The sequence below is a fragment of the Marilutibacter aestuarii genome (assembly GCF_006546775.1).
Taxonomy (GTDB): domain Bacteria; phylum Pseudomonadota; class Gammaproteobacteria; order Xanthomonadales; family Xanthomonadaceae; genus Marilutibacter; species Marilutibacter aestuarii.
Genome location: NZ_VICE01000001.1, coordinates 1 through 19304, shown reverse-complemented (window position 1 = coordinate 19304; position 19304 = coordinate 1). Strand labels below are relative to the sequence as shown.

Sequence of the window (19304 nt, the reverse complement as noted above, 5' to 3'; positions counted from 1 at the left end):
GGGTGGGGTCGGTCGAAGGGGTCAGACGATGCGCGCGGCTTCGTCGAAGGAAAGGCGCGGCGACCGCGGGAACAGCTTGCCGGTGTCGCCGTGGCCGAGGTTGATCAGGAAGTTGGACTTGATGGGGGTGCCGGCGAAGAAGGCCTCGTCGACCTTGGCGTTGTCGAAGCCGGACATGGGACCGGTGTCCAGCCCCAGGGCGCGGGCGGCAAGCAGCAGATAGGCGCCCTGCAGGCTGCCGTTGCGGAAGGCGGCCTCGTGGCGGCCTTCGCGCGGCCCCTCGAACCAGCTCTTGGCATCGGTATGCGGGAACAGCACCGGCAGCTTCTCGTGGAAGTCGGGGTCGAAGCCGACGATCACGGTCACCGGCGCGGCCAGGGTCTTGGCACGGTTGCCTTCGTCCATCGCCGGTGCGAGCCGGGCCTTGGCTTCTTCCGACTTCACGAACACCAGGCGCATCGGGCTCATGTTGGCGCTGGTCGGGCCCCACTTGGCCAGGTCGTACAACTGGTGCAGGGTCTCGTCGCTGACCTCGCCCCCCAGCTCGTTGTGGGTGCGGGCGGTGCGGAAGAGCTGGTCGAGCGAAGCGTCTGGCAAGGTCCTGGACATCAAGGTCTCCATGTCGGCAAGTCGGCGATGGGCGGCGGATCAGGCATCCGATGCAAACGGATTCGCATGGAGGCGCCGCGGGTAACGGGGTGAAGTGTAGAGTCTGGCAGTCATGGTGCCGTCGACATGGCCAGAACGGATTAATCACACCCATGCAACAAACGCGGGGAATTCCCACGATGGACGACAGCACGTGGACACTGACCGACGGCCATGCCGGCAACCGGCGCCAGGCCGAAGCGCTGGCCGCCGCGCTGGGTCGCGATGCCCGTGCGTGGACACTGGATGCGCGGACGCCCTGGCGCTGGGTCTCGCCCCGGCGCCTGCCCGGCAGCCGGCACGCCTTCGGACCTGACTTCGCCCAGGCCCTGCGCCTGGGTCGTGACGCCCTGCCCGGCCTCGCCATCGGGTGCGGCCGCCAGGCAGCCCTGGCCACGCGCCTGTTGCATGCCCGGGGCTGCCGCACGGTGCAGATCCTCGATCCGCGAATCGCACCCCGTCACTTCGACCTGGTCGTCGCGCCCAGCCACGACGGCCTGGAGGGCCGCAACGTGATCACCCTGCTGGGCAGCCTGCACCCGGTCGACGACCTATGGCTGGCCGCGGCCCGGCGGGCGTTCCCCGCACTGGGCGCGCTGCCGGGACCGCGCACCGCCCTGCTGCTGGGCGGCCCGAGCGACCACGCACGCCATGCCACCGGCGACTGGGAGGCACTGTTCGACCGCGTGGTCGACGTGGTCCGCCGGGAAGGAGGCAGCGTGCTGGCCACCGCCTCGCGGCGGACGCCCCCCGCCGTGGTCGCGCGCATGCGCGAGCGGCTGGGCTGGCTGCCCGGGATCACCTGGGCCGACGACCGCGACGGCCCCAATCCCTATGCAGGCCTGCTGGGCTGGGCCGACCGGATCGTCTGCACCGCGGACTCGGTCAACATGCTCTCGGAAGCCTGCGCGACGTTGGCGCCGGTACATGCCGCCGGCATCGACGGCCTGCGTGGCCGCCCCCGGCGATTCGCCGAGAGCCTGCTCGGCCTGGGACGCGTGCAGCCCCTGGGCGAGACACTCGCGTCCTACCCGGTCACCCCTCTTCGCGAAACGGCGCGGGTGGCGATGGAGGTGGCAGGCCGGCTTCGGGGCGAGCCAGCCCCTGGATAGGGCCACGGCCATGCAACCGCCGCCCATCGGCCCACGGCCGTTCGGCCGAGACCACCTGTTGAAGCTGCACCGCTAGCGCCCTTCCGCACCCGCCAGGCTTGCCCTGTATCGCATGGGGGGCATGCCGGCCGCTTTCCGGAAGGCCCGGCAGAGATGGGTTGGCGAGGAATACCCCAGTGCCTCGGCGATTTCGTGGACCCGCAATGTTCGATCGCGCAGCAGCTCGGCGGCATGTTCGCAACGGGCCCTGTTGACGATGTCGCGGTAGCGGATCCCCATCGCGTTCAAGCCGCGCTGCAGACTCCGCGTGCTGGTGTCGAGGGCGTGCGCAGTCCCGTCGATGGACACCCGGCCTGCGAGCACCTGCGTCCGTATGCATGCCACGATCACCCCGAGCGGATGGGCCCGGGTGACGGGATCGAGCCGGGCACGGGCGACATCGCCGACGGTCACGGGGACAGCGCGATCTTCCACAGGTCGACGGCGCAGGAGGACGGCCGCTTCCATCACCAGCGCGATCGCGGGCATGTCGAAGCGCACAGGACACTGGAACAGGTCTTCGTGGCTGCGCGCATCCTCGGGTCGCGGGATGTCCAGCTCGATCCGCAACGGGCGCCAGCCCGATGTCAGATAGTCCTGGCACAGGCTGACCATCACAGCCACGGTGCCAAGCGCGTCGTGCCGATACCCCACGCAACCGCGCGCGGCACTGAGGTAGGTGAAATGGGCGGTGCCCCCGGCGACCGCCAGCCTCATGCGATCGCCCTGGCTGTGGTATCCGAGTGTCCTGCGCGCGCGCTGGATCGCGGCGCCCAGCGTGTGCGCGCCCAGGACATGGCGGGCCCACACGCCATAGCGCCTGAACTCCAGGCCCGGTGCCAGCAACAGCCCCAGGTTCGACTCACCCGTCTGACGGGCGATGCTTTCCAGGAAGGCCAACATCGTCGCGTGGGTGATGAAGCAGTCATGGCCCTCCAGCCGCTCGATATCGAGGCTGATCGCCCGATTGGCCTCGCGAAGCACCTTGGCTCCGTACCTGTCGCGTACGAAGGCAGGCACACCGGCGAGCGCGTCGACGCAGACCAGCGTCGGGGCCTTCTCCACGCAAGCGTTCATGTCCCCGGCCTGGCGCAAAATGGTCCTTCGAACCTCGCACCCGTCGCGCTAGGATGGCGTGAACATCCAATATCGAGGGGAACCCGGTACCGGGTGGCCATGCAGAAGACGGGCCTGCGCACTCCCCTGGATTGGACGCGAGGGGAACGACCCAAGCCTGCGCATACGGCGTTTCGCCGCCCCTGCCCGCCGCACCACGTGAGATCGAGATCCGGCACGCCCGTGATGACGACCGCCGGCGACCGGACGCAACCGCCGACAACGGCTCCGGGGACAGCGCCATTCCCGTAACGCCCGGACCGCGGGCACGCTGCCGATGACGCACGGCCCTCCAATGGCCTGTCCGCGCCGCGCTGGACCCCAGGCAAACGATCCCAGCGCATCCGCGTGCGGTGGCGATACACGACAGACATGACGCTTCCTGCATAAGCCCCCCTGGACGGAGAAACCACATGATGTGCGAATCGACCAGAACCACGCTTGCGACAGCCTTCACGCTCGTACTCCTCAGCGGCTTCGCGCACGCGCAAACACCGCCGAAGCTGAAGATGACGACGCCGATACCGGACGCGATAGAAACGCCCGACACCGTCGAGACGCGACTGGGCACGTTGCGATTCTCCGATGGTTTCCCGGACAAGGCGACCACCGCCACGCTGTACGACAACCTCGACTTCATGCGCGGCGTCGATGTCTTCCTCAATGCCATGCCAGGGGCATCGGTGGAGGCCTTGCGGGTCGGGCTGGCCAGCCAGGGGGTGGACGACAACCAGACCGTCATGATCTTCGAAGACCTGATGGACTCGCGTTCCCTGTTCCTCACCCCCAACAGCGAAAGCGTCTACAACCTGATGTGGCTCGACACCAAGGCAGGGCCACTGGTCATCGAATCGCCACCGAATATCCTGGGCATCGTCGACAACCACTGGTTCCAGTACGTCGGGGACATCGGCAACGCCGGACCAGACGGGGGCAAGGGCGGGAAATACCTGCTGTTGCCGCCCGGCTACGAAGGCGAGGTGCCGGACGGCTATTTCGTCCTCCGGAGCTCGACTTACGGCAACCTCTATTTCTGGCGGGGCTTCCTCGAGAACGGCACCACCGCGACCGCCGTCGAGAACACGCGGAAGTTCGCCCGGGTGTACCCGCTGTCAGCGGCCGACAACCCGCCACCCATGAAATTCATCGATGGTTCCGGGCGGGAGTTCAACACCATCCATGCCAACAACTATCACTTCTACGAAGAAGTCGACGACATCGTCCAGTACGAGCCGGCCGAAGCCTACCACCCGGAAGTCCTGGGACAGCTGGCGGCGATCGGCATCGTCAAGGGCAAGCCGTTCTCACCCGATGCACGCATGAAGGCGATCCTCACCGACGCCGCCGCCGTGGGGAACGCCACCTCGCGCGCGATCATGTTCGACACGCGCATGGAGGGGGCGTACTACTACCCCGACAGCGCCTGGTTCACGGGCTTCGTGGGCGGCAACCACGAGTTCCTGCTGCAACCGGGCGTTCGCAACCTCGACGCCCGGGTGTTGTTCCATTACTACGCGACCGGCATCACGCCGGCAATGGCGATGAAGCGGGTCGGGATCGGCTCGCAGTATGCCGTCGCCACGGTCGACAGCAAGAAGCTGCCGCTCGATGGAAGCAGGCGCTACAAGGTCCACCTGCCGCCAGGCATCCCGGCCAGGGACTTCTGGTCGTTCGTGGTGTACGACAACCAGACCCGGTCCATGCTGCAAACCGACCAGCAGTTCCCCAGCATCGGCAGCCAGAAGACGTCGCTGGTCGTCAACGCGGATTCATCCGTCGACATCTGGTTTGGGCCGACGGCGCCCGAAGGGCACGAGAGCAACTGGGTGCAGACCGTGCCCGGCAAGGGCTGGAACGTCGTGCTGCGCCTGTATGGCCCACTGGAAGCGTGGTTCGACAAGACCTGGCAGCCCGGTGAGCTCGAACGGATCGATTGAGTCCGGACGACGGCATGGGAAGGCCCAGGCCGCCCCATGCCGCGGCGCGGCGGCCCACGTCGATCGACGGGACCGTGCGACGCCCTTGTTCGCCGGGATCCCCACGCCAATGCACTCAGGACGAGGTGGAATCGAAATCGAGTCCCTGCATCCGGACACTGTTTCGTATGGCGGCACGTGCCGACTCGATCGAATCGTCCAGCGGCGCGCGGCGCTGGCGCCGGTCCAGCGTGCAGGCCAGGCCGATGGCGAGCAGGTGCGCGTGGGCGGCATGCAGGGCGCGCGCGGTGTCGTGGTCGATCACACGTGATTCGCACGCGGCGTCGATCACGCCGGGGGTATGCCGCGGCCGCAACAGCGCGGGCTCCACCGCACCCTCGCGCAGGACGAGGAACTGCAACAGGAACTCCAGGTCGACCAGGCCGCCCTCGCCCTGCTTGAGGTCGAAGAAGGCCGCGTCCGTCCGGTCCAGTTCGCGGCGCATCCGGCCGCGCATGCGCGCCACGTCCGCCGCCAGCCCTCCGGGCTCGCGCCGCTGCGACAGCGTGTCGCCGCGCACGCGCTCGAAGGCCTCGACCAGTCCGGGGTCGCCGGCGACGGCGCGGGCGCGGACCAGGGCCTGGTGCTCCCAGGTCCAGGCGCGTTCGCGCTGGTATTCGGCATAGCTCGCCAGGCTGGAGACCAGCAGGCCCTGCGCGCCGTCGGGCCGCAGGCGCACGTCGACCTCGAACAGGCGCCCGGCCGCGGTGACCGCGTCCAGCAACGCGACGATCTTCTGCGCAAGGCGCCCGAACCAGCGCGAGGCCTCCAGCGGGCGGTCGCCGTCGGAGGGCGCGAGCGGATCGGCGTCGTACAGGAACACCAGGTCCAGGTCCGAACCAAAGCCCAGCTCTTCGCCGCCGAGGCTGCCGTAGCCGATCACGGCGAAGCGCGCGTCGGGGACGCGCCCATGCGCGCGCTCCACTTCGGCCGTGGCCAGCGCGAGCACGCGTGCGACCACCGCGTCGGCAAGCCATGCCAGCTGCCGCGCAGTGGTCTCTGCGTCCTGCCGTCCGTCGCGGAACGCCATCGCGATGCGGAAGCTCAGGGCCTGGCGCACCTCGTTGAGCGCCTGCAGCACCGACTCGGCGTCATCGCCGCCGGCGACACCCGCGCAGGCGTCGAAGAGCTCGTCGCGGTCCGGCAGCGGACCGGACACGCGCGCGTCGAGCAGTTCGTCGAGCAAGAGCGGATGCAGGGCCAGTCGCTCGGCCAACAGGGCGCTTTGCGACACCACCTCGACCAGGCGCGCCAGTGCCGCTGGCTGTTCGTCGAGCAGGGCCAGGTAGGCGCTGCGCCGCAGGATGTTGTGCAGCATCGTCAGCAAGCGACGCAGGGCCAGCATCGGGTGCTGCGCCTGCGCGGCACCGTGCAGCAGGACCGGCAGCACACGGTCCAGGCGCGCGCGGGCCTTGTCCGACAGGCCCGCGACGCCCGGGCTGCGGGCGAGGTCGCGCAACATGCCATCGGCGCCGGCAGGCTCGACGAAACCCGCGTCCGCGAGCACGTCCGCCTGGCCGGCGTCGGGCAGCGCGCGCCAGTAGGTCGCCAGCGCATCGGGCGCGGCCTGCCGCCGCCTCGGCGCCAGCAGGGCGTCGAACTCGGTGCTGACCACTGCACGGTGCAGGTCGAGCGCTGCCAGGAGTGCCGGCCAGTCTTCGAAGTCGAGCCCCGCTGCCAGGCGCGCGCGACCCGCCGCATCCTCGGGCAGGGCGTGGACCTGGGCGTCGTCGCGCATCTGCAGGCGGTTTTCCAGCCGTCGCAGGAAGCGGTATGCATCGGCGAGCATGTCGGCCGCGCCGGGGGCGACCTGGTGGGCGTCGACCAGGGCCTGCAGGCTGGCCAGCAGGCCGCGGCCGCGCAAGGCCGGTTCCCGCCCCCCGCGGATCAACTGCAGCGCCTGCACCAGGAATTCGATTTCGCGGATGCCGCCGGGGCCGCGCTTGACGTCGTCGGCGAGTTCCTTGCGCGCGACCTCGGCGGCGATCGCCGCCTTCATGGTGCGCAATCCGTCCAGGGCGCCGTAGTCGAGGTAGCGCCGGTAGATGAAGGGCCGCAGTTCCACCAGGAAGCGCTCGCCGGCCTCGATGTCGCCGGCCACGGGACGCGCCTTCTGCCAGGCGTAACGCTCCCAGTCGCGGCCTTCATGCTGGAAGTAGAGTTCCATCGCCGCGAACGACCATGCCACGCGCCCCGCCGTGCCGTAGGGGCGCAGGCGCAGGTCGACGCGGTGGCAGAAGCCGTCGGCGGTGGTGTCGTCGAGCAGCCGGGCGAGCTGCTGGCCGAGCCGCGTGAAATAGGCTTCGGCGGCCAAGGGACGCTCGCCGTCGCTCGCGTCAGCGCCCCCGGTTCCATCGACGTCGTAGCCGTAGACCAGGTCGACGTCGGAACTGAAGTTCAGCTCGCCGCCGCCCAGCTTGCCCAGTCCGAACACCACCAGGCGCCGGACCCGTCCGTCGCGATCGCGGAACACGCCATGGCGTTCGGCGAAGGCCTGCTCCAGCGCGTCCAGGCCAAGCACCAGGCAGGTTTCGGCCAGGCGCGTGCTGCCGGCCAGGGTAGCGTCGACGTCGTCCAGCCCGAGTACGTCGCGCCAGACCAGCCGCGTCGACTCCGCGGCGCGGTAACGCCGCAACAGCCCGGGCAACTGGGCGACCTCGTCGGCTGCCAGCACCGGCGGCGGCGTGGCGGGGGCATCGGCGTCCAGCGCAAGGCGTTCGAGCAGCGCTGGCTGCCGGCACAGGGTTTCGATCGCGAAGTCGCTCGCCACGGCCACGCGGCGCAGGCGCGCGACGACGTCGGCGTCCTCGAGGGCGGCGAGGCCGGGTGCGCAGGCGCGCAGGCGACCGAGGGCGCGCTCGATGTCGGGTTGGGCGGCAGGCAGGGGCGGCATGCCGCGATGATGGCACGAGCGCCCGGTGCGCGACCCACAAGAAAGGGCGGCCCCCGGGGCGACCGCCCTTCGCTACGCCACTGGGGCGTCAGTACTGCACGGCGCGGGCGGCGTTGACCCGACCGAAGCCGGAGGCATCGTCACGGCCCGGCTTGCCGACGTCGTCGGCCGAGCGCTTGAGGATCGACTCGACCTGCGAGGCCTTGATGCCCGGATGCTTGCCGTACACGAGCGCGGCGACGCCGGCCACGTGCGGGGCCGCCATGCTGGTGCCGGCGTTCCAGCCATAGAAGCTCGACCCGCCGCTCACCTGCACGGTGCTGAAGACCGCGTCGAAGATCCAGCAGACCTGGGTGACCGGCCCGACCGTGCACAACTCGTTGCCCGGATAGCGGGTGTCGCCACCGGGGGCGCCGAAGTGGATGGTCGACTGGCCGTAGTTGCTGTAGCTGGCCAGCGGATCGAGGTCGACGGTGGGATCGATCGCCCAGCCCTCCGGTGCCAGTGCCGACACCGTCAGCACGCCCGGGAGCTGGCCGGGGAAGCTCATCGTCGAGGCGTCATGGTCGAGGTCGCGGCCGTCGTTGCCGGCCGAGGCCACGACCAGCACTTCGTTCTTGCCGGCGTACTGCACGGCCCGCTTGGTGGCGTTGATCAGTTCGGAGAGCTCGTTCGCGCCGGGGCCGCTGCGCGGCAGGCCGCCACGCACGCCCAGGCTCATGTTGATGACGTTGGCGCCGTTGTCCACGGCCCATACCATGCCTTGGATGATGCCGGCGAAATCACCGCTGCCGGTCGCTGCACTGAGGACCTTGACCGCCAGCAGCTTGGCTTCCGGCGCCACGCCGATCGTGCCGGTCGCATTGTCGGCGGCGAGGATCGAACCGGCCACGTGCGTGCCGTGGGAGCTGCCGGAGGTGTTGCAGAAGGTCTCGCCCGGAACGAAGGACGCGCCACCGATGAGGTTGGGGGCGATGTCCAGATGGGCGCAGTACGCGCCGCTGTCGAGCACGGCGACGGTCGCGCCGGCGCCACGGTAGCCCGCGTTCCATGCCCCGGCGGCATCCACGGCGGCGTTGCCCCACTGCAGGTCGTAGAAGCGGTCGTCGTCCCCGGAACCCGGCGGATTGGCGAAGTCTTCGGCCGCGATCGGCGCGCTGTCGGGTTCGGCGATGTCCCAGTCCAGGGTCACGTCGCGGGTGACCGACTGCAGGCCCGGAATGGCCCCGGCGGCGGCATCGAAGCCGTCGCCGGCCTCGACGATCGCCACGCCGATCTGCGGTAGATGGGCGGTGATCGTGCCGCCGGCCGCGCGGATGCGTTCCTGCTGGGTCGAGCTCAGTCCATTGCCGTGCGTCATCACCACGTAGTTGGCGGCCTGGGCGGTGGCCATCGCACCCAGGCCGATGAGGGCCACGCCAACGCTGGTGGCGAGAAGGTTTCTGTTCTTCATGGAGATACTCCGAAGCATCAAAGAGGACGTGCATGCGCACGCGCGATCAGGGTCGCCCCCCTTGCCAACCCCATTGTGTCCACGTGCATCCGGCGCCCGGCCGGCCACCTCCCTGTCGCCCGCCCGGACCCCGGCGCGCGCGGACCGCCAGCATCCCACGGCGGCGCGCGGCGTGCATCCCCAGCGGCGCGCAGGCCCCCCAACAAGGGCACGCGAAGAGGGCCGCAAGCACGCACCGACCGCGGCATCGCGGCGGACGCATCCAGGCGGGGCCGCCGTCGGGAAGGGCGCAATAAAAAAGCCCGCCCCGGTCTGAACCGGTTGCGGGCTTGCTCCCTCCCCCACGTCGGGATGCAGGTCGATCGTGAAGGAAGTGTTAGTCGCTTGCACGCTGCAGTGCAAAAAAGAACCGACGGGTACATGAATGAGCGATGAGCCCGGACTTCCCGGCTCGCGCGCCAAAAGGAAAACCCCGCCCAGAGGCGGGGTTTTCCGGTGTCACGACGCGGGGTCGTGGCGGTGGGGGATCAGAAGCCCATGCCGCCCATGCCACCCATGCCGCCCATGTCGCCGCCGCCCATGGCCGGCTCTTCCTTCTTCGGAAGCTCCGCCACCATGGCTTCGGTGGTGATCATCAGGCCGGCGATCGACGCAGCGTTCTGCAGCGCGGTGCGGGTCACCTTGGTCGGGTCCAGGATGCCCAGCTCGAGCATGTCGCCGAACTCGCCGGTCGCGGCGTTGTAGCCGAAGCTGCCCTTGCCTTCCTTGACCTTGTTGACGATGACCGAGGGCTCTTCGCCGGCGTTGGTGACGATCTCGCGCAGCGGGGCCTCCATCGCGCGCAGGGCGATGGCGATGCCGTGGTTCTGGTCCTCGTTGTCACCCTTCAGGGTGCCGACGGCGGCCAGCGCGCGGATCAGGGCGACACCGCCGCCCGGGACGATGCCTTCCTCGACGGCCGCGCGGGTCGCGTGCAGGGCATCCTCGACGCGTGCCTTCTTTTCCTTCATCTCGATCTCGGTCGAAGCACCGACCTTGATCACCGCGACGCCGCCGGCCAGCTTGGCCACGCGCTCCTGCAGCTTCTCGCGGTCGTAGTCCGAGGAGGTCTCCTCGATCTGCGCCTTGATCTGCTTGATGCGCGCCTCGATGCCGCCGGTGTCGCCGGCGCCGTCGATGATGGTGGTGTTCTCCTTGGAGACCTGCACCTTCTTGGCGCGGCCCAGGTCCTCGATGGTGGCCTTGTCCAGCGACAGGCCGACTTCCTCGGAGATCACGGTGCCGCCGGTCAGGACGGCCATGTCCTCCAGCATCGCCTTGCGGCGGTCGCCGAAGCCCGGGGCCTTGACCGCGCAGACCTTCACGATGCCGCGGATGGTGTTGACCACCAGGGTCGCCAGGGCTTCGCCCTCGACTTCCTCGGCGATGATCAGCAGCGGCTTGCCGGCCTTGGCCACGCCCTCGAGGACGGGCAGCAGGTCGCGCACATTGGAGATCTTCTTGTCGTGCAGCAGGATGAACGGATCGTCCAGCTCGGCCTGCATCGACTGCTGGTTGTTGATGAAGTACGGCGACAGGTAGCCGCGGTCGAACTGCATGCCCTCGACGACGTCGAGCTCGTTCTCCAGGCCCGAACCGTCCTCGACGGTGATCACGCCTTCCTTGCCGACCTTGTCCATCGCCTGGGCGATGAGGTCGCCGATGTTGGCGTCGGAGTTGGCGGAGATCGCGCCGACCTGGGCGATTTCCTTGCTGGTCGAGGACGGCTTGCTGAGGCTCTTGAGCTCGGCGACGGCGCCCGTCACGGCCTTGTCGATGCCGCGCTTGAGGTCCATCGGGTTCATGCCGGCGGCGACCGCCTTCATGCCCTCGCGGATCAGGGCCTGGGCCAGCACGGTCGCGGTGGTGGTGCCGTCACCGGCGTTGTCGGAGGTCTTGGAAGCGACTTCCTTGACCATCTGCGCGCCCATGTTCTCGAACTTGTCGGCCAGCTCGATCTCCTTGGCGACGGACACGCCGTCCTTGGTGATCGTCGGGGCGCCGAAGCTCTTGTCGAGCACGACGTTGCGGCCCTTCGGGCCGAGGGTCGCCTTGACGGCGTTGGCGAGCGTGTTGACGCCACGGACCATCTTGGAGCGCGCGTCTTCGCCGAAGCGGATTTCCTTCGCGGACATTTGCGTATTACCTCAGGAATTCAATGGATTGGGGAGAAGCGGTGGCAGGGCGACAGCGCGATCAGCCGATCGTCGCGAAGATGTCGTCTTCCTTCACCACCAGGTATTCGGTGCCGTCGAGCTTGACCTCGGTGCCGCTGTACTTGCCGAACAGCACCTTGTCGCCGACCTTGACCACCGGCGCGCGCACGTCGCCGTTGTCGAGCACCTTGCCGGAGCCCACGGCCACGACCTCACCCTTGATCGGCTTCTCGGTGGCCGAGTCCGGGATCACGATGCCGCCGGCGGACATCTTCTCTTCTTCCATGCGCTTGATGACCACGCGGTCGTAGAGCGGCTTGATGTTCATTGGAACCTCACGCAAGTGGTTGATTGTGGGAAGCAATTCTTGGAGTTTTGGCAGTCGCCCCGGGAGAGTGCCAACCCCGGGGCGAACAGCGCCCGGCGCACCGGGATGGCGAAAGGATGGGGGGGCGCGACGGGCTTTCAAGGGGCTGTCGGCGAAAAATTTCCGGCGGGCCCCGCGGACCGGCCCCGCGCCCGCGTCGCGACGCGTCCGTCGCGGACGCGCATTCGAAGAGACGCAAATAAAGAAAGGACGCGTCCCCGAAGTGACGCGCCCTTTCCTGGTACAGAGATGGCCCTTCCTGAGCTCGCGCCTCCTTGCGCCATTCTGCTGACCAGACTTCTTGTCTGATACCGGCCTTCCTTGTCGGCCTGGGACGATATTGCGCGTTCAGTGTCGGCTTGACCAGTCCTGCAAGCCCCCAAAAGCGTGCGCTAAAGGTAGCATCGAGACCTGAATACGGCTGAATATGCCTTGTACTTCACGAAATCACCACACCGGGCGCTACCATTGGTAGACAGATGAATGTGATTATCGATCACTAGGTTATTATTGGTAACAATCCGCCTGTTAATGCCAAATGCACCACAGGATTTGGCCCCAGGATGAATGACAGCCCCCTTGCAGGAGCTCCCAGATGACGCCCGCGCAACGCATCCGCCTCGCCCGTCGCCACGCCGGCCTGTCGCAGGCCGCCCTCGCCCAGGCCGTCGGCGTGCAGCGCAGCGCCGTCAGCCATTGGGAGGCGACCCTGGGCAAGTCACCCAGCGCCGGACACCTGCGCGAGCTGGCGCTGGTGACCCAGGTCCAGTTCGAATGGCTGGCCACGGGCCGGGGCCGCATGACCCTGTCCGAGGACGTGGCGATGGATTCGGTGGCCGCCGTCGACGCGCTGCTCGTGGACGATCCGCTCGAACTGCGCCTGCTGGCGGCCTTCCGCGAATCGCCGACCCTCGCGCGCGCGCCGCTGGTGGAGGTGGTCGAGCAGCTGGCCGCGCAGCGGACGGGCCGGGTGAAGCCCCCCGAAGCACGCAAACCGTGACACCGCCCCGGCCACGAAACCGTCCCGACATCCGAGCGGGGTAGACTCGGCCCACCGCATTCAAGGAAGGATGTACGCCGATGGGCATCGACGCCGCACGCCACGCCCCCCGCCTCGCCATCGCCACCCTGCTGGCCCTGCTGCCCGCGTCCGCGCTGGCGGACGTGTTCGTCAACGAGCTCCACTACGACAATGCCGGCGGCGATGCCGGCGAGGCGATCGAGGTCGTCGCGACCGCCGGCGAAAGCCTGGCCGGCTACCGGATCCACCTCTACAACGGCAGTTCGCCGGGCGCGGCAGTCGCCTACGACGACGCCCCCCTGCCGGGCGGCGCCATCGTGGCCTGCGACGGCGGCGGCCAGGCGCGCGTGGCTACGCTGCAGTACCCGGCCAACGGCCTGCAGAACGGCGCTCCCGATGGCCTCGCCCTCGTGGACGCAAGCGGCGCGGTGGTGCAGTTCCTGAGCTACGAAGGCACGCTTGTCGCGGCCAACGGCCCCGCCGCCGGCCTGGCCAGCACCGCGATCCCCGTGTCCGAAGGCGCCAACACCCCCGTGGGGACGTCGCTGCAACTGGCCGGGCACGGCGGAGCGGCGGCGGACTTCAGCTGGCAAGCCTCGGCGACGCAGAGTTTCGGACGCTGCAACCCCGGCCAGGGCGTGCCTGCGCCCAATCCACCGCCCCGGGTGACCCTGACGATGCCGGTCGACGGCGCGAGTGATTTCCCGGCCGCGGCAGACCTGGGCGTCGCCTTCAGCGAGCCTGTCACGCTCGCCGCGGGCGCGTTCCGGTTGCAGTGCGCGCAGTCGGGCAACGTGGGCCTGTCGCACGCTGCCAGCGGCGACCAGTTCGTCCTCTCGACCGATGGCGCCCTGCATGCCGGCGAGGCCTGCACGCTGACCGTGGATGCCAGCCGCGTCCAGGACCTCGCGGGCGCGCGCCCCGACAGCGACACCGTGGTGGCGTTCGGCGTTGCCGCCGGCAACGGGAGCGGCGACTACTACGGTCGTGTCAACACCAGCAATGCCGGGCAACTGCGCTGCTCGCTGCACCAGACCATCCGCGGCCACACGGCCTACCCCTACAGCGGGTCGGGCACCAGCACCTGGACCATCCTGGAGATCGCCGACGAAGACCCCGCCAACGGCGGCCGGATCCTGGACGCCTACCGCAACCGCAGCTACGCCAAGGGCAGCGCCCGTGCCGGTACCGGCAGCGGCGCGACCTACAACCGCGAGCACAGCTGGCCCAACTCCCTGGGCTTCGGCACGCGCACCGGCGACCTGGGGCTGCCCAACGCGCCCTACACCGACACCCACATGCTTTACCTGACCGACACCGGCTACAACGCCGACCGCGGCAACAAGCCCTACGCCGACTGCAGCTCGCAGGCCAACTGCGGCGAGCGCCCGACGGACGCCAACGGCGGGCGCGGCGGCGGCAGCGGCCAGTTCCCGGGCAACTCCAACTGGGTGGACAGCCAGTCCTTCCAGGTCTGGAACGCCCGCCGCGGCGACATGGCGCGCGCGGTGATGTACATGGCGATCCGCTACGAGGGTGGCCGCGACGTCCATACCGGGCAGTCGGAACCGGACCTGGAGCTCACCGACGACCGCAGCCGCATCGTCGCCACCTCGGGCTCGCCGGCCTACATGGGCCTGCTCTCCACCCTCCTGGCCTGGCACCAGGCCGATCCGCCCGATGCGGCCGAGCGCGAGCGCAATGAAGTGGTCTTCAGCTTCCAGGGCAACCGCAACCCCTTCGTCGACCACCCGGAATGGGCCAGCGCGGCGCTGTTCACCTCGTCCACGCCGGCGACCTGCCAACTCCGGTAGCGGCCGCCCGTCCTGCCCCGCGCTGCCGGGGCAGGCGCCCCGCCCGCGGCCCGGGGCAACGTTCGCGGACGCGCCCGTTACAATCGCGGCATGTCCGTGCTCCTGGTCCACTGCACCTGTCCCGATGCCGAGAGCGCCGAGCGCATCGCGCAGGCGCTCGTCGACGAGCGCCTGGCGGCCTGCGTCAGCCGCCTGGAAGGCCTGCGCTCGACATATCGATGGGAAGGCCGGGTACAGACCGACACGGAAGTGCTGCTGCTGGCCAAGACCTGCGCCGACCGGCTCGAGGCGCTGACCGCGCGCGTGCTTGAGCTGCACCCCCATGAACTCCCCGAGCTGGTGGCGGTCGAAGCCCATGCCGGCCATGCCCCCTACCTGCAATGGGTGGCCCAACAGACAAGACTCGATGACTGACATCCTCCGGAACGCGCGCGAGCGCCTCGCGCGCGCCCTGCCTTCGCTCGCCCCCGCCGCCCTGGTGCTGCTGCTCGCAGCCGCGGCCTTCCCGCCCCCGGCAGCGGCCGCGGTCGACCTGGACGACCTGCTGCCGGTCGACGAGGCCTTCGCACTCAGCGCCGAAGCCACCGCGCCCGACACCATCACCCTGCGCTGGAAGATCGCCGACGGCTACTACCTGTACCGCCACCGCACCTCGGTGCAGGCCGACGCTGCATACGGCCAACAGGCGCTGCAACTGCCCAAGGGACACGCGTACACCGACGAATTCTTCGGCGACGTCGAGACCTATCGCGGCACCCTCACGGCGGTCCTGCCCGGGCGTGCCGGCGCCGGCACCGTATCGCTGAAGGTGAAGTACCAGGGCTGCGCCGACCTGGGGATCTGCTACCCGCCCCAGACCCGTGAGCTGTCGGTGGTGATGCCCGCCGCGGCGGCCGGCGCAGCGAACGTCGACGCCGTACCCGCGAGCGGCGGCGGGCTGCGCCTGCGGGGCGGGATTGCCGGCGGCGTTTCCAATGCCAGCCCTGGCAACCCCTTGTTGGCCCCGACCGCCCTGCCTGGCGGCCAGGCCCGCCCGCTGCCCGCCGAACAGGCGTTCAGCGTCGCCCTGGAAGCCGTCGACGGCGATGTCCTGCGCGTGCGCTTCGACGTCACGCCCGGCTATTACCTGTATCGCGACAAGACCGCGTTCGAGCTGCGCACGCCCGGTGTACGCGCCGGCACGCCGCGCTGGCCGGCCGGCCAGTCGCACCACGACGAGCACTTCGGCACGACCATCGTGTTCTTCGACCCGGTCACCGCGACCGTACCGTTGCTGCGCAGCCGCGCCGCCGCGGCCGCGGGCACCCTGGAAGTCGAATTCCAGGGCTGCCAGACCGGCGGCATCTGCTATCCGCCCATGCGCCGCTCGCTGGCCGTGTCGATTCCCGCGGGAGCGGCCTCGGCACCGGCGATCGACGCCGCCGGCGCAGGCAGCCGGGACGATGCAGCGGCGGCCCCGGAATCCGATCCGGTGCCGCCGTCGACCGCCGGGCAAGCCGAGCCGGAGGCCGGAACCGCCACGGCGATGGCCGCTGCGTCGAGCGCGCGCGAGACGCCCCCGCCCGCGGCGGCGACGCCCGCCGCCGAGTCCGAAGCGAGCCCGGCACGCTCCCGCCTGGGCCTGTTCTCGGCCCTCCTGCTGGCCATCGGCGGCGGCCTGATCCTCAACCTGATGCCCTGCGTGCTGCCGGTGCTGTCGCTCAAGGCGCTGTCGCTGGCCGGGAGCGGTGAAAGCCCGGGCAAGGCGCGTCGCCATGCCCTGTGGTACACCGCCGGCGTGCTGGTCAGTTTCGTCGCGCTCGGCGCGCTGGCGTTGGGACTGCGGCAGGCCGGGCTTGCGCTGGGCTGGGGCTTCCAGCTGCAGCAGCCGCTGGTGGTCGCCCTGCTCGGCCTGCTGATGTTCGCCCTGGGCCTGAGCCTGTCGGGCGTGTGGCACGTGGGGGGCCGGTGGACCGGCGTCGGCCACGGCCTGGCCACCCGGTCGGGCGCCATGGGCGACTTCTTCACCGGCGTGCTGGCGGTCGTGGTGGCGACCCCCTGCACGGCGCCCCTGATGGGACCGGCGCTGGCCTGGGCCTTCACCGCCGGGAGCGCCAGCGCGTTGCTGGTCTTCCTCGCCCTGGGCCTGGGCCTGGCCCTGCCGTTCCTCCTGATCGGCTTCGTGCCCGCGCTGGCGCATCGCCTGCCGCGGCCCGGCGCCTGGATGGACACGTTCAAGCAGGCGCTGGCCTTCCCGCTGTACCTGACCGCGGTCTGGCTGGCCTGGGTGCTGGCACGCCAGCGCGGGGCCGACGCGATCGGCTGGTGGCTGCTGGCCGCGACCCTGCTCGCCTTCGCCGCCTGGGCCTTGACCCGCGCGCGCCGCAGCGGCGGCCGCGGGGGCGTTGTGCTGGCGGTGCTGGCGCTGCTGGCGACGCTGTGGCCGTTGCATGCGATCCACACCCTGCCGCGGCCGCGCGACGCCGCCGTGCTCGCGAGCCCGGCCCACGAAGCGCTGGCCCCGGTGCCGTTTTCCGAGCAACGCTTGGCCGACCTGCGCGCGGCCGGGCGGCCGGTGTTCGTCAACATGACCGCCGACTGGTGCGTGACCTGCAAGGCCAACGAAAAGACGGTGTTCGGGCGCGAGGATTTCCGCGACGCGCTGGAGGCCGCCAACGCGGTCTACATGCTCGGCGACTGGACCGACGTGGACCCCGCGCTGACGGCTTTCCTGCAGCGCTACGAGGCGGTCGGCGTCCCGCTGTACGTGGTCTTCCCCGCCGACGGCGGCGAGGGCCGCGTGTTGCCCACCGTGCTGACCCCCGACCTCGCCCGCGAGGCCCTTGAACAGGCGGCGGCACGATGAAGACCGGTGCGATCGTGCTGGTCGCGGTGGCTGGCGCCGTGCTCGGTGGGGTCGTGGGCCTGTGGCTCAACGGACCTGCGCCGCTGCTGAGGACCGAACTGGGCCAGCGTGCGCTGCAGGGCGCGCTGGCGACCTCGGCTCCGCCGCCACCCGCGGACCTGCCGATCGCCGTGCGCGGCGACGTGGTACCCACCGTCCGGCTGGCCGGCCTGGACGGGGCCCTGACGACCCTGCCCGGCGATCTCGCCGGACGCCCGGTGCTGGTCAACTTCTGGGCCAGCTGGTGCGGACCCTGCATCGAAGAGATGCCCGAACTGAACCGCTTCGCAGGCGCCCAGGGGCCGAACGGCACGCAAGTGGTCGGCATCGCGCTGGACAACGCCGACGCCGTCCGCAACTTCCTGGCGCGCGTGCCGGTGGACTACGCGATCCTGCTCGACCAGGCCGGACCGCGCGACAGCAGCGTCCAACTGGGCAATCCGAAGGGCGTGCTGCCCTACTCGGTGCTGCTGTCGTCCGACGGACGGCTGCTGAAACAGAAGATCGGGCCCTTCACGCATGGCGAGATCGACGACTGGGCGCGCTGAGCCCGCCAGAAGGGCTTCCGGCCCTTGACAAGCCTGCGCGGACGCCTGTCGCCGAAAATCAAACAAGCGCTTAAATCGCGACAACTTCGCCGATTTGGCAGCGAACTCCTAGACACGGCCCCATCTGTCGCGCACACTCCCGGCCTTCCAAAGGTAATTGCGCTACCCGATGGCGACACTGCTGGCCCTGCACGGCCCCAACCTCAATCTGCTCGGCACCCGCGAGCCGGGGATCTACGGCGCGACGACCCTCGCCGAGATCGACTCGGCGCTCGCCCGCCGCGCCGAGTCGGCCGGCCACCGGCTGGAGAGTTTCCAGTCCAACGCCGAGCACGCCCTGGTCGAGCGGGTCCAGGCGGCACGCGGCACGGTCGACTTCATCCTGATCAATCCGGCGGCCTTCACCCACACCTCGGTGGCCCTGCGCGACGCCCTGGCGGCAGTGGCGATCCCGTTCATCGAGATCCACCTGTCCAATCCGCACGCGCGCGAACCCTTCAGGCATACCAGCTACTTCTCCGATCTCGCGGCCGGCGTGGTCTGTGGGTTTGGCGCCGACAGCTACCACTACGCGCTCGACGCCGCGCTCAAACGCCTGGGGGCCCGGGCATGAGGGCCGCTGCAGGGGCCTGCTGCGCATGGACCCTGGCCCTGCTGCTGGCCGCCCCCACGGCCCTGGCCGGCGACACCGACGTCGAAGCCTGCCAGGCCGACGCCATCACCACGCAGGACATCAATGCCTGTGCGCAGACGCAACTGGATCGCGCCGAGGCCGACCTCAACGCGACCTACCGCCGGGTCCGCGCCCACCTGGCCGAGCCCGACTGCGGCACCCACTGCGCCCGTACCCGCGAACTGCTGACCGAGGCGCAGCGCAGCTGGGTCGCCTACCGCAAGAGCGACTGCGACGCGGCCTGGCAGTACAACGCCGATGGCACCATCCGCACCGTCGTCTTCCTGACCTGCATGAGCGAGCGCGCCCGCACCCGCACCCGTGAACTCGAACTGCTGCTGGCGCCCGACGCCTGACGCCCCCCATCCGACCGACCGCCCCGCCCGGGGCACCTGACCGAGAGGCCCTTCCATGGACCTGCGAAAAATCAAGAAACTGATCGACCTGCTCGAGGAATCCAACCTCGCCGAGATCGAGATCAAGGAGGGCGAGGAATCCGTCCGCCTGGCCCGTACCCCGAAGGGCGGCGTGGCGATGGCCGCGCCGATGGCGCCCAGCTTCCAGG

General features: G+C 69.8%; 15 protein-coding genes and 1 pseudogene. 10 read left to right on the top strand and 6 right to left on the bottom strand.

Features of this window, described 5'->3' with window-relative positions; all coding sequences use genetic code 11:
• Positions 1-21: 21 nt before the first annotated feature.
• The gene (locus FKV25_RS00080) at positions 22-609 is read right to left on the bottom strand and encodes a malonic semialdehyde reductase (protein ID WP_141516751.1); all 588 of its coding nucleotides are present in this window, start codon (positions 607-609) and stop codon (positions 22-24) included.
• 179 nt (positions 610-788) lie between these two features.
• Here FKV25_RS00080 and FKV25_RS00075 point away from each other — a divergent pair, with 179 nt between their 5' ends.
• Positions 789-1760, top strand: coding sequence for a mitochondrial fission ELM1 family protein (locus tag FKV25_RS00075; protein ID WP_141516750.1), 972 nt, complete (start codon positions 789-791; stop codon positions 1758-1760).
• Positions 1761-1832: 72 nt separating this feature from the next.
• On the opposite strand, the gene FKV25_RS00070 is transcribed toward FKV25_RS00075, so the two are convergent.
• The gene (locus FKV25_RS00070) at positions 1833-2876 is read right to left on the bottom strand and encodes an AraC family transcriptional regulator (protein ID WP_141516749.1); all 1044 of its coding nucleotides are present in this window, start codon (positions 2874-2876) and stop codon (positions 1833-1835) included.
• Positions 2877-3424: 548 nt separating this feature from the next.
• Here FKV25_RS00070 and FKV25_RS00065 point away from each other — a divergent pair.
• Positions 3425-4852: a DUF1254 domain-containing protein gene (locus FKV25_RS00065; RefSeq protein WP_211345327.1), complete on the top strand. Its 1428-nt coding sequence runs from the start codon at positions 3425-3427 to the stop codon at positions 4850-4852.
• 115 nt (positions 4853-4967) lie between these two features.
• Here FKV25_RS00065 and glnE read toward each other — a convergent pair whose 3' ends face one another.
• The 4 genes from glnE to groES all read right to left on the bottom strand — a co-directional run bounded on the left by glnE (position 4968) and on the right by groES (position 11760).
• Positions 4968-7784 carry a bifunctional [glutamate--ammonia ligase]-adenylyl-L-tyrosine phosphorylase/[glutamate--ammonia-ligase] adenylyltransferase gene (gene glnE / locus FKV25_RS00060; RefSeq protein ID WP_141516748.1) on the bottom strand — a complete coding sequence of 939 codons (2817 nt, stop codon included), beginning with the start codon at positions 7782-7784 and terminating at the stop codon, positions 4968-4970.
• An 88-nt stretch (positions 7785-7872) separates the two neighbouring features.
• Entirely contained in the window at positions 7873-9237 is a 1365-nt protein-coding gene (locus tag FKV25_RS00055; RefSeq protein ID WP_170218449.1) for a S8 family peptidase, read from the bottom strand.
• A 527-nt stretch (positions 9238-9764) separates the two neighbouring features.
• Complete coding sequence (gene groL, locus FKV25_RS00050) at positions 9765-11411, bottom strand: chaperonin GroEL (RefSeq protein ID WP_141516746.1); 1647 nt, start codon at positions 11409-11411, stop codon at positions 9765-9767.
• 61 nt (positions 11412-11472) lie between these two features.
• On the bottom strand, positions 11473-11760 hold the full coding sequence (gene groES / locus FKV25_RS00045; RefSeq protein ID WP_141516745.1) for a co-chaperone GroES: 288 nt from the start codon (positions 11758-11760) through the stop codon (positions 11473-11475).
• A 634-nt stretch (positions 11761-12394) separates the two neighbouring features.
• Here groES and FKV25_RS00040 point away from each other — a divergent pair.
• The 8 genes and pseudogenes from FKV25_RS00040 to FKV25_RS00005 form a co-directional block, all read left to right on the top strand.
• Positions 12395-12799 (top strand): helix-turn-helix transcriptional regulator, encoded by a 405-nt coding sequence (locus tag FKV25_RS00040; protein WP_141516744.1) that lies wholly within the window; start codon positions 12395-12397, stop codon positions 12797-12799.
• An 80-nt stretch (positions 12800-12879) separates the two neighbouring features.
• Positions 12880-14634: an endonuclease gene (locus FKV25_RS00035; RefSeq protein WP_141516743.1), complete on the top strand. Its 1755-nt coding sequence runs from the start codon at positions 12880-12882 to the stop codon at positions 14632-14634.
• Between the two features lie 90 nt (positions 14635-14724).
• Positions 14725-15048: a divalent-cation tolerance protein CutA gene (cutA, locus tag FKV25_RS00030; protein ID WP_141516742.1), complete on the top strand. Its 324-nt coding sequence runs from the start codon at positions 14725-14727 to the stop codon at positions 15046-15048.
• Positions 15041-17479, top strand: a complete 2439-nt coding sequence (locus tag FKV25_RS00025; protein ID WP_141516741.1) for a protein-disulfide reductase DsbD family protein — start codon at positions 15041-15043, stop codon at positions 17477-17479. The genes cutA and FKV25_RS00025 overlap by 8 nt, the downstream gene beginning before the upstream one ends.
• Positions 17476-18066, top strand: coding sequence for a TlpA disulfide reductase family protein (locus FKV25_RS00020; RefSeq protein ID WP_141516740.1), 591 nt, complete (start codon positions 17476-17478; stop codon positions 18064-18066). The genes FKV25_RS00025 and FKV25_RS00020 overlap by 4 nt, the downstream gene beginning before the upstream one ends.
• A gap of 169 nt (positions 18067-18235) precedes the next feature.
• Positions 18236-18679: a type II 3-dehydroquinate dehydratase gene (gene aroQ, locus FKV25_RS00015; protein ID WP_141516739.1), complete on the top strand. Its 444-nt coding sequence runs from the start codon at positions 18236-18238 to the stop codon at positions 18677-18679.
• A complete protein-coding gene (locus FKV25_RS00010) occupies positions 18676-19095 on the top strand; it encodes a lysozyme inhibitor LprI family protein (RefSeq protein WP_141516738.1) in 420 nt (139 codons plus the stop codon). Before aroQ ends, FKV25_RS00010 begins: the two co-directional genes overlap by 4 nt.
• A gap of 55 nt (positions 19096-19150) precedes the next feature.
• Positions 19151-19304: pseudogene (locus tag FKV25_RS00005) on the top strand (acetyl-CoA carboxylase biotin carboxyl carrier protein); the annotation flags it as partial.

Bases quoted from the DNA above. Each gene is read 5' to 3' on its own strand.
- FKV25_RS00080 (WP_141516751.1), bottom strand. From the start codon at position 609: ATGTCCAGGACCTTGCCAGACGCTTCGCTCGACCAGCTCTTCCGCACC.
- FKV25_RS00075 (WP_141516750.1), top strand. From the start codon at position 789: ATGGACGACAGCACGTGGACACTGACCGACGGCCATGCCGGCAACCGG.
- FKV25_RS00070 (WP_141516749.1), bottom strand. From the start codon at position 2,876: ATGAACGCTTGCGTGGAGAAGGCCCCGACGCTGGTCTGCGTCGACGCG.
- FKV25_RS00065 (WP_211345327.1), top strand. From the start codon at position 3,425: ATGACGACGCCGATACCGGACGCGATAGAAACGCCCGACACCGTCGAG.
- glnE (WP_141516748.1), bottom strand. From the start codon at position 7,784: ATGCCGCCCCTGCCTGCCGCCCAACCCGACATCGAGCGCGCCCTCGGT.
- FKV25_RS00055 (WP_170218449.1), bottom strand. From the start codon at position 9,237: ATGAAGAACAGAAACCTTCTCGCCACCAGCGTTGGCGTGGCCCTCATC.
- groL (WP_141516746.1), bottom strand. From the start codon at position 11,411: ATGTCCGCGAAGGAAATCCGCTTCGGCGAAGACGCGCGCTCCAAGATG.
- groES (WP_141516745.1), bottom strand. From the start codon at position 11,760: ATGAACATCAAGCCGCTCTACGACCGCGTGGTCATCAAGCGCATGGAA.
- FKV25_RS00040 (WP_141516744.1), top strand. From the start codon at position 12,395: ATGACGCCCGCGCAACGCATCCGCCTCGCCCGTCGCCACGCCGGCCTG.
- FKV25_RS00035 (WP_141516743.1), top strand. From the start codon at position 12,880: ATGGGCATCGACGCCGCACGCCACGCCCCCCGCCTCGCCATCGCCACC.
- cutA (WP_141516742.1), top strand. From the start codon at position 14,725: ATGTCCGTGCTCCTGGTCCACTGCACCTGTCCCGATGCCGAGAGCGCC.
- FKV25_RS00025 (WP_141516741.1), top strand. From the start codon at position 15,041: ATGACTGACATCCTCCGGAACGCGCGCGAGCGCCTCGCGCGCGCCCTG.
- FKV25_RS00020 (WP_141516740.1), top strand. From the start codon at position 17,476: ATGAAGACCGGTGCGATCGTGCTGGTCGCGGTGGCTGGCGCCGTGCTC.
- aroQ (WP_141516739.1), top strand. From the start codon at position 18,236: ATGGCGACACTGCTGGCCCTGCACGGCCCCAACCTCAATCTGCTCGGC.
- FKV25_RS00010 (WP_141516738.1), top strand. From the start codon at position 18,676: ATGAGGGCCGCTGCAGGGGCCTGCTGCGCATGGACCCTGGCCCTGCTG.